Below are 14,201 nucleotides of genomic sequence, written 5' to 3'. Positions count from 1 at the left end.
GCGTCCGGTCAGACGATCCGCCAGCAGTGCGTGTGCCAGTGCCGCCGCCCGTCGAGCGCCTGCGCATCGCCGAGCACGAAATCGGCCCGCCACACGGCGACGTGGGCGATGCCAGGCTGAATGCTGCGCGCGCACCCCGGGCACGAGTACGGCTTCTGCGCGCGTGCGGCTGAGATCGGCTGCACGGTCCAGGCGACGCCGCCCCGCTGCTCGGTGCGGCGCGCCCCCTCGAGCAGGCGGCCGAGGTCGTCACGATCGTCGCCCCGGTCGACGCTCTCGGCGGGACCGCCCCGGGAGCGGCCGGGCCGTCGCCCACCGCCGGGACCGCGCTCAGCGGGGCGCCCGCCGCGGCGGGACCGGTTCGAGCGGGGCATGGCCGCCAATCCGCCGGGCCGCGAATCCCGGCTTCGGTGTGACAGGGGTCAGGTGCGATGCACGGATAAGCGGATCATGCCGCGACAGCCGGTGGCCGCAGCGACGGAAAGGCCTGCCGGCCCGTTCGGCCGACCTAGTACCAATTGTTTGCCTGCGAGTGATTCCATGCGGCACAGGGCGCGCCGTAACTGCTCCCCGCGATGTAGTTCAAGCCCCAATCAATCTGGACATAAGCGTTCGTTCGAAACTCACCCCACCCGTTGGGGAAGTGAAGCGGCATGGCCTGGGGGATGCCGAAGGCGCCGGACGGGTTCTCAGCGTTCGGGTTCCAGTTCGACTCCTTCTCCCACAGAAGATCCAAGCACTGCATCTGATCGGATCCCCAGCCATACGCCCCCATCCGTGACGCGGCGTAGCCCTTAAATGAGTCAGGGTCGTAAGCCATATCAACGTCAGTCGGGGCGCCTCCCGAGTTTCCACCGGTGGAATCGGTGCCGGATCCGGTCTCGATCGGCTCAGGCTCAGGCTTGGGCTCCGGTGTCGTGACGGTGACTGCGCCCGCCTCGCCCGCGCGATCCGTCGTGACCGAGTCGTCCGCGATGGGCTCCTGGTCGCCGACGAGCGCGGCACCATACCCCTGCGCCTGCGCCTGCGCGATCTCGTCGATCGAGGGCACGCTCGAGACCTCCTGCGTACCGCCAGCGCCCTGGGCGACCGCGACGAGCGCGATCCCCGCGATGGCGAACGAGGCCACGGCGGGCGCCAGCACCTTGGCAGTGCGGTTACGAGCAGCTCGCGGCCTGACGGCGCGGACTGCGCCCACGCGCGCGAAGTGCTGGTCGGTCATGTCGAAGCTCGTCTCAGTTGAAGTCACGATGGTACGAAGATAACGGAATGGTCACGGATTAGCAACGGTCGGGCGGGAACAGCATCCCGCCCCTCAGTACCAGTTGGTGTAGCCGTTCCAGACCGTGCACGGCGAGCCGTAGGCGGCCTCGATGTAGTCGAGGCCCCACGTGATCTGCGTGACCGGGTTCGTGCGCCAGTCGTCGCCGGCAGTTGCGAGTTTCTCGGCCGGCCACGCCTGCGGGATGCCGTAGGCGCCCGAGTCCGGGTTCTCCGCGAGGGGGTTCCAGTTGGATTCCTTCTCCCAGAGCTGGTCGAGACAGGTCATCTGCTCGGGCCCCCAACCGTAATCGCCGAGCATGTCGGCGGCGATCGCCTTGAGCTCCGCAGGATTGTTCGGGTCAACCGCCGTAGCCCCGAGGCCGCCGTCTCGGCCGGGGTCGGCCGCCGACACGAGCGCGGTGCCATACCCCTGCGCCTCCGACTGCGCGAGGTCCGCGAGCGAGGGCCCGTCGCCATGACCGTCCGCGCCGGGAAGCAGGAGCGAACCGACGACGCAGCCCGTTCCCAGAAGGGCCATGCCCGCAGCCGCCGAGAGAAGCCGCTTCGGTCCACGCGGCCGTTCGGGTCGGCGCAGATCACGCCGCGAGCGCACGGCGCCGAGGCGGGCGGAGTCGGTCATGCATTCCTTCGGGGGACGGTACGAGAAGCCCGAGGCCGGGCACTGCCGACAATGATAACGGATTGGTCACAGATAGGCCAACATCCGGTCTCGGTCACCGAAACGCAGGCTCGGACGCGACCGGCGCGACGTGAACGCCGGGCGGCGCAGCTCAGCGAATGGCGAGCATGACGTCGACCACCGCGTCGATGAGCAGGTCGACCTGTGCCTCTTTGTAGCCGCCCCGCTTCGGGCGGAACGCGATCCCTCGCACCTCACGCAGCGAAAGTGGCGCGCCGCCGCGCAGGAACGCTTCGAGTTGACGCGCGAACTCGTCGACCTCGCGAACGTCGTAGCCGCGACGCATCATGCCGACGCGATCGAACCGCTCGCCGTCGCCGCGCTGCAAACGCTTGAGCACGGCGCGGGCCGTCGACTTCGTCTCAGCCAGGTAGGTGTCGCGGCCGATGCGCTCGATGCGCTCCTCGCGCTCGCGCACCGCGACGGCGTCTTCGAGACGCTCGAGCGCCGCATCGACGTGCGCCGCCGAATAGCCGCCCTTGCGCATCGTGAATGCGGTGTGCCGGATGCTCCAGGTCGTCAGCCGCTTCCCCTCGCCACCGTTGTCGAAGTTGTCGTAGCGCTGTCGGGCGACCCGCAGCGCGCGGTCGACCTCATCGCGGTCATAACCGAGCTGGCCGCGGGGTGCCTTGGGGAACGTCGAGCCACTCACCCGTCCATTGTGCCCCACGCGCGAGGCAGCATCCGCCCCGATGGTTCGGCGCGCCGTGCGCGGCGGCTACGAGCCGAGGATCAAGAGAGGGCCGCCCCAGTCCGCAGTCCAGAAGTACAGTGCGAACGCGATGGCCCCCGAGGGCAGAATCGAGTCGAGGCGATCGAAGAACCCGCCGTGGCCGGGCAACCACGTCGACATGTCCTTGATCCCGAGGTCTCGTTTGAACATCGACTCGGTCAGGTCGCCCGCGGTCGCGGTGACGACGAGGATCGGCGCGATCACCAGGGCGAGCCACCACGGTTGTTGCAAGAGGAAGATCGAGACGGGAATCGACACAATGACCGCGGTGAGGAACGCGCCGGCGAGCCCCTCCCAGGTCTTCCCGGGGCTGATGCGTGGAGCGAGCTTGTGCTTGCCGAAGTTCAGGCCCACCACATAGGCGCCCGTGTCGATCGCGATGACGATGATGATGATGCCGAGCACCCAGAACTCGCCGCGCTCCTGCGCGACGAGCATGACCGTGAACGAGGCGAGGAACGTGACGTAGATCTGGATGAACGCACCGGCGAGAAAGTCCCGCCAGACCTCAGACCTGCGCGGCCGCGGGTTCGCGAACGACGCCTCGACGAGCCGCCAGGCCGTGACGATGACAATGCCCGCGAGCAGCGCGATCCACTGCCCTGCGGGGCCGAAGTAGTAGGCGACCGGCACGACGACGACGGCGACCGCGGCGGACGGGACGCGCGGGACGTCGCGGCCGCTCGCCCGCATCGCATTCGCGAGTTCGATCACGAGCAGAGCGACCATCGCGACGCCGAAGATGATGAACAGCTGCTTGACGAACAGCAGGCTCGCGATGAGGGCGACGCCGAGCGCGACGCCGAGCGCGATCGCGAAGCCGAGGTTTCGGCCGGAGCGCTGGTTGATCTCGTCGCTCTTGCGACGGAAGCGATCGCGATGCCGGTCGACCTCGGCGCGAAGCTGCTCCACGTCGGCACGAAGCCGATCGCGGCCGTGCTCGTCGAACGGCGAGCGATCGAAGGCGGCACCCTCGAACGGCGGACGGCGCGACCGCCCACCACCTGGCACCGCCGAACGGGCGTCGCGCTCCGATTCGGCACGTCCGTCCCCGTTCAGGGGTCCTCCGTCGTCGCCCACCGCCATTAGCCCGGTCTCACGAGTCAGCTCGAAGCTCTGAGTCGTGTGACTCAGATCTCGAGCAGCTCGGACTCCTTCGCCCGGAGCGCCTCGTCGACGCGATCGATGTACTTCTTCGTGAGCTGCTCGAGCTCCTTCTCACCGCGCGAGATCTCGTCTTCACCGACCTCGTCCTTCAACGCGTCGAGGTCATTCTTCGACTTGCGGCGGATGTTGCGAATCGAGACGCGCGCCTCTTCGGCCTTGCTGTGCACGAGTTTGACGTATTCCTTTCGCCGCTCCTCCGTCAGCTCCGGCATAACCACGCGAAGAATGTTGCCGTCGTTCGACGGCGTCACGCCAAGGTTGGGCGCGTTCACGATCGCCTTCTCGACGTCTTTCAAGGCGCTCTTGTCGTACGGCGTGATGACGAGCACGCGCGCCTCCGGCACCTGCAGCGAGGCCATCTGGCCGAGCGGCGTCGGCGTGCCGTAGTAGTCGACCAGAATCTTCGAAAACAGGGCGGGGTTCGCGCGACCGGTGCGGACCGAGCCGAAGTCCTCGCGGGCGTGCTCGACCGCCTTCGTCATCTTGTCACTGGATTCTTCGAGCACGTCCTTGATCACGTGAAGTCCTTTCGCGGGGCGGTCGGGTTCATCCTACTGTCGGCGCGATCCTCCGCCTCGCACGCGCCGAAATGCGCGGATGCCGGGCTGGGGTTCACTCGGTGCGCTGCGCCGTGACGAGGGTGCCGATTCCGTCGCCGAGGAGGGCCCGGCTGATGTTGCCGCCGTCGTTCATGCCGAACACCCGCATGTCCATCCCGTTGTCCATGCACAGGCTGAAGGCGGTCGAGTCGACGACCTTGAGGCCGCGCTGCAGCGCCTCGTAGTACGTGATGCGATCGATGAGCTCCGCGTCCGGGTGCGTTTTCGGGTCTGCCGTGTAGACGCCGTCGACGCCGTTCTTCGCGACGAGAACGACGGTCGCCCCCACCTCGAGCGCACGCTGCGCAGCGACCGTGTCGGTCGAGAAGTAAGGAAGGCCGGCGCCCGCGCCGAACACGACGACGCGGCCCTTCTCCATGTGCCGCTTCGCACGCAGCGGGATGTAGGGCTCGGCGACCTGACGCATCTCGATCGCCGACTGGACACGTGCGGGGGCGCCCGCCTGCTCGAGGAAGTCCTGCAACGCGAGTGCGTTCATGACCGTGCCGAGCATGCCCATGTAGTCGGCGCGGGCCCGGTCCATGCCGGCATCGGCGAGCTGGGCGCCGCGGAAGAAGTTCCCGCCGCCCACGACGATCGAGATCTGCACCTGCTTCGCCGCTTCGGCGATCTCGGCGGCGATGCGGCGCAGCACCGCCGGGTCGACGCCCATACGGCCTGCTCCGAACGCTTCTCCCGAGAGTTTGAGGAGGACTCTGCGTTGACGTTCGGGCTCGGGCATAGGGGCTCCTCTCACGGCACGGGCAACCTCACTGTACCGGCATGGTCGAATCGCACCCTCTGCGACCGCGCGAGGCCGGATCGACCGCACCGGGCCAGACGACGACGGCGGGGCCGAACCCTCAGGTCCGACCCCGCCGCCGGTGGACGGCGTGCGGCAGCTAGGCGCCCACGCGGAAACGGGCGAAGTCGGTGACCTCGATGCCCGCGTCCTTCGCGACCTTGCCGACCGACACCTTGTTGTCCTTCGCGTAGTCCTGCTCGAGGAGGGCGATCTGCTTGAAGTATCCCTTCAGGCGACCGTCGATGATCTTCGGCAGGGCCGCCTCGGGCTTGCCCTCGCCACGAGAGATCTCCTCGACGAGCTGGCGCTCACGCGCGACCTCTTCCTCCGGCACGTCGTCCGCCGAGAGGTACGACGGGTTCGCGAAGGCGATGTGCTGGGCGATGCCTCGCGCCGTCTCAGCGTCGGAGCCGGAGTAACCGACGACAACACCGACCTGCGGAGGCAGGTCCTTCGACGTGCGGTGCAGGTAGATCTCGATCGTCTCGCCCTTCACCAGCGCGACGCGACGCAGCTCCATCTTCTCGCCGAGGATCGCCGCAACGCCCTCGATCGTCGCCGCAACGGTCTGGCCGTCGGCGTCAGCCGCGAGCGCCTCGTCGACGTTCGTGGCGCCGGCGGCCGCGACGGCTTCGAGCACCTGGTCCGCGAGCGCGACGAACTTGTCGCCCTTGGCGACGAAGTCGGTCTCGCAGGCGAGCTCGACGAGCGACGCGGTGCCGTTGCCGTTGTCCTTCGCCACGACGAGGCCTTCGCTCGTCGAGCGGTCGGCGCGCTTCGCGTTGCCCTTGGCACCCTTGAGGCGCAGGATCTCGGTCGCCTTCTCACGGTCGCCGTCGGCCTCTTCGAGCGCCTTCTTCGTGTCAACCATGCCGGTGCCGAGCTGTTCGCGCAGCGCCTTGATGTCTTCGAGGGTGAAGTTCGCCATCAGTCGTTGTCTCCTCGTGGTCGGTGACCTATTCCGCGGTCGTGGTGGTCTCAGCCTCGACCGACTCGGTGTCGGCAGTCTGAACGGCCTCCGGCTCGGTCTCGGTGTCGGCGGCGGGAGCCTCATCAACCGGGGCTTCCGCGGCGGGAGCCTCGTCAGCCGGGGCTTCCGCGGCGGGAGCCTCGTCAGCCGGAGCTTCCGCGGCAGGAGCCTCGTCAGCCGGAGCTTCCGCGGCAGGAGCCTCGTCGGCGGGAGCCTCCGCGGCCGTCTCCGAGGCTGCTTCTGCACTCGCCTCGGTGGTCGGCTCGCTGCCGGTGCCGCCCTGGTTGAGCAGCTCGAGCTCCCACTCGGCGAGCGGCTCGGCTGCCTCGGCGGCCTCACTCGGCTTCTGGTGACGCTGCTTGAGCCCCTCAGCGGCCGCGTCGGCGACGATGCGCGTGAGCAGCGAGACCGAGCGGATCGCGTCGTCGTTGCCCGGGATCGGGTACTGCACGTCGTCGGGGTCGCAGTTCGTGTCGAGGATGGCGATCACGGGGATACCGAGCTTTTTCGCCTCGTCGATCGCGAGGTGCTCTTTCTTGGTGTCGACGACCCAGATCGCCGAGGGCGTCTTCTGGAGGTTGCGGATACCACCGAGCGACTTCTCGAGCTTGTCGCGCTCGCGGCGCTGGATGAGCAGCTCCTTCTTCGTGAACCCCTTCGACGTGTCGTCGAAGTCGACGAGGTCGAGCTCCTTGAGGCGATTGAGTCGCTTCTGCACGGTCGAGAAGTTCGTGAGCAGGCCGCCGAGCCAGCGCTGATTGACGTAGGGCTGGCCGACACGCGTCGCCTGTTCGGCGATCGACTCCTGTGCCTGCTTCTTCGTGCCGACGAACAGGACCGTGCCGCCGTGGGCGACGGTCTCCTTGACGAAGTCGTACGCCCGGTCGATGTAGGCGAGCGACTTCTGCAGGTCGATGATGTAGATGCCGGAACGCTCCGTGAAGATGAAACGCTTCATCTTGGGGTTCCAGCGGCGGGTCTGGTGCCCGAAGTGGACGCCGCTGTCGAGCAGCTGGCGAATGGTGACGACGGCCATGGTCGTTCCTCCGTGTTGTGCGCGCTCACGCGCGGATGCGGTTGACGATGCGGCGGGGTGCCGCGATCCCTGGTGCCCCGGCGCACATCCGCTCACACGCACCGGCATAGTGGCCGTTGCGATCGAGACCTGGGATGCGGACCGTGTGCGGGCACGCGAAGTCAGTCCGAGACCGGACTGCGCCTGGCAGTCTACACCGGATGCGCAACGCTTCGCAGCGTCGTCGCCGGTCGTGCTGTGGATGGCGATGCTTCCACAGCCGGCCGTCGCGACGGTGCGCCGCGCGGTGGCCGCCGTCCACCATCGACGCCATGACGCGCTCGCACATCGCCCGACTCCTCGCCCTCGGTCTCGCAGCCGCGGCGGCGATCACCGCCGGCGTCGGCGCCGGCCCGGCATCGCATCCCGTTTCGGCGAGCACCGCGAGCACGGTGCCCGCCGCGGACTCGATCGATGTCGATGCTCGTGAGGGCGACTGGTCGTGGCCGGTCGCTCCCCCACACCCGGTGACGCGACCGTTCGAGGTGACCGGCCCCTACTCCCCCGGCCACCGCGGCATCGATCTCGGCGTGCAGCCGGCGGCTGCCGTCGCGGCGCCCGCTTCGGGCGTGGTCCGATTCGCGGGGGTCGTCGTCGATCGTCCGGTCCTCTCGATCGCTCACGACGACGGCACGATCTCGAGCTTTGAGCCGGTCGAGGCCACGGTCGCCATCGGCGAACGGGTCGAGCGGGGCCAGATCGTCGGGCACCTCAGTAGCTCGATCAGGCACGCCCCGCAGGGAGGCCTCCACCTCGGGGCACGCGTCGACGGCGCGTACCTCAATCCCCTGTTCCTGCTGGGCGCCCTCGCCCCAGCGGTGCTGCTTCCCCTCGGCGACCGCACCGACGCGGGCCGCGTTGCGCTCGAGGTCGGACGGCCTGCCGGGTTCCATGCGCGGTCGCAGCACTCCCGGAGGCCGCAGACGACGTGACCGAAACCGTAGCCCGCCCGATCAATGTCACGAAAGGACACCACGTGCGCCACTTCCTCGAACTTCCACCGCCGCGGAGACGACTCCGCCTGCCGTCGGTGCGGCGAACGCTCACGGTCGCGATCCCGTGCGCGGTCCTCGCGCTCGCCGCCGTGCTCGCGCTCCTGTTCGTGCCGACGCCGGGTTCGGCCTCGGCGGCCGACTACGGCCCGGGATTCGACAACAGCGACAACGGCGGCAACGGGCGTATCGGCGCGTATCGTTTCGAAGGCCGCAACGTGTACTGCCTCGAGCCGCTTCGCGACCGGCCGATCGGGGCGACGAACGCCGCCGGCGACGTCGGGCCGTCGGAGCTCGGCGTGCCCGCGCGGGACCTGGCCGCCGTGAACTGGGCGATCTCGACGTATGGCCAGTCCGACGACCCGATCATCGCGAGCGCGGTCGCCATGTTCGTGTGGTCGATCGTGGCCGCCGACGAACTCGCATCGGCCGGTGCCGGCGACGACGGGCGCCTCGTGCGCGTTCCCGAGCCGTTCCGCGCCGACGTCCGCAACACGCTCGCCACGCTTCGTCACGAGGCCGCACTCGTCACGTTGGCGGGCGAGGCGTCGCTGCACGGCGAACTCGACGTGCGCTTCGACCCCGACGACTGGGGGACGGGAACGGTCTCGCTCACCGCCTCCGATGCGGCCTCGACCGCGACCGTGACCATCGACGGCGCCGTGTTCGTCGGCGACGGCGCTGAGCGCGCCGCCGAAACCGTCGAGCAGCCCGGCGCGCCGGGTTTCGGAGCACCGGGTGCCCCGTCTGGCAGTCCGGGCCTTGGTGCCGGCGACGACGGCGCAGGTCTTACCGGCACCGGTGGCGCGGGCGGTGACGACCTGAGCGGAAGCGACCTCGGGGACGGCGATGATGCACCGACCGGCGACGATGCACCGATCGGCGGGGGATCACCGAGTGGCGATGGCTCCGGGGTGACCGCAACGCTTCGCCCGGGGGAATCGGCGCCGTTCCGCGTCGAGGGTGACAGGGTGGTCGGCGAGGCGTTGACCGTCCGCGCGACGGGCACACTCATGAGCGAGACCAACGCGTGGCGTCCGGCCCTGGCGTCGTTCGAGACGCCGGGGGCGCAGTTGCTCGGTGGCGAGGGCGGCACCGACCGTCCCGAGGTCGAGATCGCGGGCGAGGCCACGCTCGCGAGCCCCACGTTCGAACCCGTCATCTCGACCGAGGTGGAGTCGAGCGACCTGCGCATCGGCGACCCGTTCGTCGATCTCTGGAGTGCAGCGGTGCCAGGCGGAGCGTGGCTCCGCGATGAGACCGGTGCGTACGCCGCGGTCACGGTGACCGGCATCGTCTATGGCCCGTTCGACACCATGCCCCAGCGATCGAGCGATCCGCCGGCGAATGCCCCGGTTGCCGCGACGTTGACGGCCGTGCTCGGCGGCGGCGACGCCGATCCCACGACCGGACCGGTTCGCGTGTCGACTGCTGAACTCGGAACGCCGATCGTCGCCGAACGGGCGGGGTACTACGTCTGGGTCGTCTCCATCGAGTCCGGGTCCCAGCCCGGGACCAGCCCATTGCCCGAGGGCTACGCCTGGCACGACGATTTCGGCGTGCCGAGCGAGATCGCACACGTGTCGCCCGAGCCGGAGCCGACTCCCGCACCGACACCGCCGCCCAGCGAAACGACGCCCCCGGCGACAACGCCCGCCGAGACCCCGTCGCCCGAGCCTCCATCGGCAGAGCCCGACACGCCCGCACCCCCGATTGCCGAGCCTGAGGTGCCCACGGCACCCGACGGTGGTGACGACGAATCATCGCTGGCGGCGACGGGCGGCGTTGGTGACCTGAATTGGGTGGCGATCGCGGGCGTCGGCGCCGTCGCGGTCGGCTGCATCATCGCGGCAGCGGCGATCAAGCGCGCGGATGCGCGAGTCGATAGGCGTCGCGAAGCCGCTCGGCGCTGACGTGCGTGTAGATCTGCGTGGTGCCGAGGCTCGCGTGACCAAGCAGCTCCTGCACCGCTCGCAGGTCGGCACCGCCGTCAAGGAGGTGGGTGGCCGCCGTGTGCCGGAAGGCGTGCGGGCCGGCCGGCCCACCTCCCGACGTGTCCGCGAGCTCGCGCCGCGCCACCTCATAGACGGTGCGCGCGCCGATCCGACGACCCTTCGCGCCGAGAAACACCGCGTCACCGGAATCGTCGACGGCGAGTTCGCGCCGCCCCCTGTGCAGATAGTCGACGATGGCCCGCTCGGCGGGGCGACCGAACGGTACGGTGCGCTCCTTGCCGCCCTTGCCGAGCACGCGCACGGTGCGCCTGTCGAGGTCGAGGTCAGGCAGGTCGATCGCGCAGCACTCCGACACGCGCATCGCTCCGCCGTAGAGCAGCTCCACGACCGCCAGGTTTCGCAGGGCGATGGGGTCACCCGTCTCGGCCCGCGACTGCAGTCCCTCGAACAGCGACGACATCTCAGTCTCCGACACCACACGCGGCAGGCTCCGCCCGGCCTTCGGTGAGCGCAGTCGTCGGGCCGCGTCGGGACCTGTCCCCGTCCGCGCGAGCCACGCGGTGAATCCCCGCGCCGTCGACGCGCGGCGCGCGATCGTCGACGCGGCCAGGCCTCGATTCGACGCGGCCCAGAGCCAGTCGCGCAGCAGCTCTAGCTCGAGCGAGTCAGTCGTCGACGCCCCGTTGGCCTCGAGATGCGTCATGAGGTCGTCGAGGTCCGCTCGATACGAGCGAATCGTGTGGGGTGACGCGGCGCGCTCGCGGTCGAGCGCGCGAAGGTACTCGGCCATCGCCGCTCGCGTCTCGGTCACCGGTTCACGGTATCCGCCCTCCGCCGGCAGGACCCACTACGGAAGCGCGAGTCGCTCACGCAGCCGGCGGATCAGCCCGCGGCGCGTCGCCAGCTCCCGCTCGAGCCCAGCGCGCGACCGTCGAGCTCGAGCGCCGCGAGCGCGCCGCGCACCGCGAGCTCGGAGAGCCCAGCCCGGCGGGCGAGATCGCCCGCCGACTGCCCGCGTCGAGGCTGCAGCGCCTCCCACACGCGCACCGCATCGTCATCGAGACCGTCGATGCCGTTCGGGCCGGAAGTCCGCACCTCCAGGCCGGGCAGGGCGAGCTGCGGATGCGCGTCGATCTCGCCGTGCACGAGCTCAAGCGCGTGATCGAGGTGGGCGACGAGCGTCGCGTTGAACTCACGGATCAGGCGGTGACAACCGACCGACGTGGGCGTCGTGATGCTGCCCGGAACGGCACCGAGCGGCCTCCCGAGCTCGCCGGCGTGCCCGGCCGTATTGAGCGCGCCGGAGCGATACCCGGCTTCCACGACGATCGTCGCGGCCGACATGGCCGCGATGACGCGGTTGCGCTGCAGGAACCTCGAACGCGTTGGCGCGGTGCCGCAGGGAAGTTCCGCGATGACGGCCCCACCTCCTCGCATGATGCGCCGCAAGGTATCGGCGTTTCCGGCGGGGTACAGGCGGTCGGCACCTCCCGCGAGCACGGCGACGGTCGGATGTGTGCCCGCGAGCGCCGAGCGGTGCGCGGTGACGTCGATGCCGTAGGCCCCGCCCGAGACGATCGTGCTCCCCCGGTCCGCGAGGCCGTCGGCGAACTCGGTCGACACCCGCTCGCCATACGGGGAACATGATCGAGACCCGACGAGCGCCGCCGGGCGATCGGCGAGCGAGCCGACACCAATGTCGGCGAGCCCGCGGTCGCCGCGCACCCAGAGGGCGTGCGGACGCCCCGCCCCGAGGTCATCGCACCCCGCCGGCCAGTCTCGGTCGCCGGGCATGACGACCCGGGCCCCCGTCGTGATCCCCGAATGCACGTTGGCCGAGACGCGACCGTAGTCGGCACGCGGCCGCCAGCGATCGACGGCGCGCTCCAGGCGCCCCGGAATCGCGGACAGCGCCCCGTCGGCACCGACCGCGGCGAGCGCCGCGCGGAGGGCAGCGTGCGGCTCGACGCAGAACAGGAGCCGCGCGCCGGCCACCGCGCCGATCGACGCGGTCAGCTCTCCGGCGTCGAGATCGCCCGGCTCGGCGATCGACGACCACGCGACCGCCGCGAGCCGCCGCTCGAGATCGGCCTCCTCGTCGCTGCGGCCCATCGCCGCGAGCGACGTCGCGTTGGCCGCGAGCGACCGCCGCCAGGCGACCGTGTCAGGCCGCGGGATGCGCTCGAGGACCTCGAGAAGGGGCTGAGCGTGGTCGTGGTCATCGGTCATGCGGTGCGCTCCAGGTCGATCGGGGCGAATGCGGATTGGACGTGGCACGAGATCGGTTTCGCCACCGTCTTCAGGTGCCGGCAGACGAGACGGTCACGTGAGGGCGCGCGTGGACATGCGATAGAACAGCGCCTCGCGGAGATGCCCGCGGCCAGGGCGCCCAGCCCCGTCGAGGTCGGCGATCGACCAGGCGACGCGGAGCACGCGGTCATAGCCGCGCATCGTGAGGAGCCCGCGGTCGAGGGCACGGTCGAGGTCGGATGTCTCGCTCGGTGGCAGGCGGACGGGACCCGATCGAAGCCACTTGCCCGACACCTGGCGGTTCGTACGCCACGGCGTCGACGCGAGGCGCTCGTGCGCGGCGGCCCGCGCGTCGCACACGCGGCCACGGGCCTCGGCCGTCGTCATGCCGGACGCACGACCGGCCTCGAGCTCGGCCTGTGCGACGCGTTGCATCGCCCCGGAGACGCGCTCGACCCGCAGCTGCACGTCGACGCGGTCGAGGAGCGGGCCCGAGAGACGCGCGAGGTAGCGTCGCTGCTGCATCGGCGTGCACATGCACGGCTGGTCGATCGACCCCGCATTGCCGCACGGGCAGGGATTCGCCGCGAGCACGAGCTGATAGGCCGCGGGAAACTCGGCCACGCCCGCCGCACGGTGCACGACGTGCCGGCCCGATTCGAGCGACTGACGCATCGAGTCGAGCACGTCTCGTGAAAACTCGGGTGCTTCGTCAAGGAACAGCACGCCGTTCGTGGCCAGCGACACCGCGCCCGGCCGGATCGCCCCCGACCCGCCGCCGAGCAGCGCAGCCGTCGAGGCGGTGTGGTGCGGCGCCTGCATCGGCGGACGACGGTCGAGCGGGCTCGTGACCGTCAGGCCCCGCAGCGATCGGACGGCAGCCACCTCGATGGCGCGCTCGACCTCGAGATCGGGCAGCACGTCGACCAGGCGCTCGGCGAGCATGGTCTTGCCCGCCCCCGGTGGCCCCACCATGAGGAGATGGTGACCGCCGGCCGCCGCGATCACGAGTGCTCGCACGGCCTCGTCGTTTCCGACGACGTCGGCAAGATCGCGGCCGGCGGCGGACGACGTGGCGTGCGCGAGCGGCGCCGACCGCCCCGAAGCGGCGACGGCGCTCGTCGACGAGTGCTGCCGGCTCGTCGGTGACTCGGCCGGTTCGTCGGCGAGCGTCTCGGCGTCGGCGCCGTAGTGCATGGCCGCGGCGCGCAGCGAAGCGACGGGGAGGACCTCGACGCCCTCGACGAGCGAGGCTTCGGCGGCACTCGCGGCGGGCACCATCACGCGTGCGGCCCCCGCGCGGGCGGCCGCGGCGACCACGGGCAGGATGCCCGGCACGGGACGAACCGTGCCGTCGAGCCCGAGTTCGCCGACGTGCACGGTGCGGGCCGGCCCGGTGGTGTCTATGACGCCGCTCGCCGCGAGCACCGACACGGCGATCGCGAGATCGAATCCGCTGCCATGCTTGCGCAGGGAGGCCGGCGACAGGTTGACGGTCACGCGGTCGGCCGGGAGCGAGCACCCGGTGCTCTGCAGCGCCGCGCGCACCCGGTCGAGCGCCTCGCCGAGTGCCGTGTCGGGCAGTCCCACGAGGAGGAACTTCGGCAGCCCGCTGGCGATGTGCGCCTCGACGTCGACGCGATCGCCGCCGATGCCGGTCAGCGCGATGGCGATGCTCTTGGCGCTCGACAC

At 70.3% G+C, this 14,201-nt stretch carries 14 protein-coding genes; 2 read left to right on the top strand and 12 right to left on the bottom strand.

The window, feature by feature from the left end; translation table 11 throughout:
* Positions 1-8: 8 nt before the first annotated feature.
* The 9 genes from F8O04_RS12890 to rpsB form a co-directional block, all read right to left on the bottom strand.
* Positions 9-236 (bottom strand): hypothetical protein, encoded by a 228-nt coding sequence (locus tag F8O04_RS12890; RefSeq protein WP_158029819.1) that lies wholly within the window; start codon positions 234-236, stop codon positions 9-11.
* A gap of 272 nt (positions 237-508) precedes the next feature.
* Complete coding sequence (locus F8O04_RS12885) at positions 509-1,249, bottom strand: aggregation-promoting factor C-terminal-like domain-containing protein (protein WP_225735064.1); 741 nt, start codon at positions 1,247-1,249, stop codon at positions 509-511.
* Between the two features lie 66 nt (positions 1,250-1,315).
* Positions 1,316-1,903: an aggregation-promoting factor C-terminal-like domain-containing protein gene (locus F8O04_RS15245; RefSeq protein WP_188726442.1), complete on the bottom strand. Its 588-nt coding sequence runs from the start codon at positions 1,901-1,903 to the stop codon at positions 1,316-1,318.
* A 151-nt stretch (positions 1,904-2,054) separates the two neighbouring features.
* Entirely contained in the window at positions 2,055-2,615 is a 561-nt protein-coding gene (locus F8O04_RS12875; protein WP_158029794.1) for a DivIVA domain-containing protein, read from the bottom strand.
* A gap of 66 nt (positions 2,616-2,681) precedes the next feature.
* Positions 2,682-3,782, bottom strand: a complete 1,101-nt coding sequence (locus F8O04_RS12870; RefSeq protein WP_158029793.1) for a phosphatidate cytidylyltransferase — start codon at positions 3,780-3,782, stop codon at positions 2,682-2,684.
* A gap of 44 nt (positions 3,783-3,826) precedes the next feature.
* On the bottom strand, positions 3,827-4,381 hold the full coding sequence (gene frr, locus F8O04_RS12865) for a ribosome recycling factor (protein ID WP_158029792.1): 555 nt from the start codon (positions 4,379-4,381) through the stop codon (positions 3,827-3,829).
* Positions 4,382-4,475: 94 nt separating this feature from the next.
* The gene (pyrH, locus tag F8O04_RS12860) at positions 4,476-5,204 is read right to left on the bottom strand and encodes a UMP kinase (protein ID WP_158029791.1); all 729 of its coding nucleotides are present in this window, start codon (positions 5,202-5,204) and stop codon (positions 4,476-4,478) included.
* 160 nt (positions 5,205-5,364) lie between these two features.
* The gene (tsf, locus tag F8O04_RS12855) at positions 5,365-6,195 is read right to left on the bottom strand and encodes a translation elongation factor Ts (RefSeq protein WP_158029790.1); all 831 of its coding nucleotides are present in this window, start codon (positions 6,193-6,195) and stop codon (positions 5,365-5,367) included.
* A 28-nt stretch (positions 6,196-6,223) separates the two neighbouring features.
* Positions 6,224-7,273, bottom strand: coding sequence for a 30S ribosomal protein S2 (gene rpsB / locus F8O04_RS12850; RefSeq protein WP_158029789.1), 1,050 nt, complete (start codon positions 7,271-7,273; stop codon positions 6,224-6,226).
* A 311-nt stretch (positions 7,274-7,584) separates the two neighbouring features.
* Here rpsB and F8O04_RS12845 point away from each other — a divergent pair, with 311 nt between their 5' ends.
* The gene (locus F8O04_RS12845; RefSeq protein WP_158029788.1) at positions 7,585-8,244 is read left to right on the top strand and encodes a peptidoglycan DD-metalloendopeptidase family protein; all 660 of its coding nucleotides are present in this window, start codon (positions 7,585-7,587) and stop codon (positions 8,242-8,244) included.
* Positions 8,241-10,217: a hypothetical protein gene (locus F8O04_RS12840; RefSeq protein WP_158029787.1), complete on the top strand. Its 1,977-nt coding sequence runs from the start codon at positions 8,241-8,243 to the stop codon at positions 10,215-10,217. Before F8O04_RS12845 ends, F8O04_RS12840 begins: the two co-directional genes overlap by 4 nt.
* Here the strand turns inward: F8O04_RS12840 and F8O04_RS12835 are convergent.
* The 3 genes from F8O04_RS12835 to F8O04_RS12825 form a co-directional block, all read right to left on the bottom strand.
* On the bottom strand, positions 10,165-11,070 hold the full coding sequence (locus tag F8O04_RS12835; protein WP_308420208.1) for a tyrosine recombinase XerC: 906 nt from the start codon (positions 11,068-11,070) through the stop codon (positions 10,165-10,167). The genes F8O04_RS12840 and F8O04_RS12835 overlap by 53 nt on opposite strands.
* Before the next feature lie 71 nt (positions 11,071-11,141).
* Positions 11,142-12,488, bottom strand: a complete 1,347-nt coding sequence (locus F8O04_RS12830) for a DNA-processing protein DprA (RefSeq protein ID WP_158029786.1) — start codon at positions 12,486-12,488, stop codon at positions 11,142-11,144.
* Between the two features lie 93 nt (positions 12,489-12,581).
* A complete protein-coding gene (locus F8O04_RS12825) occupies positions 12,582-14,201 on the bottom strand; it encodes a YifB family Mg chelatase-like AAA ATPase (RefSeq protein WP_158029785.1) in 1,620 nt (539 codons plus the stop codon).

This window comes from Pseudoclavibacter endophyticus (genome assembly GCF_008831085.1).
In the GTDB taxonomy this organism is placed as follows: Bacteria; Actinomycetota; Actinomycetes; order Actinomycetales; family Microbacteriaceae; genus Pseudoclavibacter; species Pseudoclavibacter endophyticus.
This window is presented reverse-complemented; position numbering and strand designations above follow the sequence as displayed.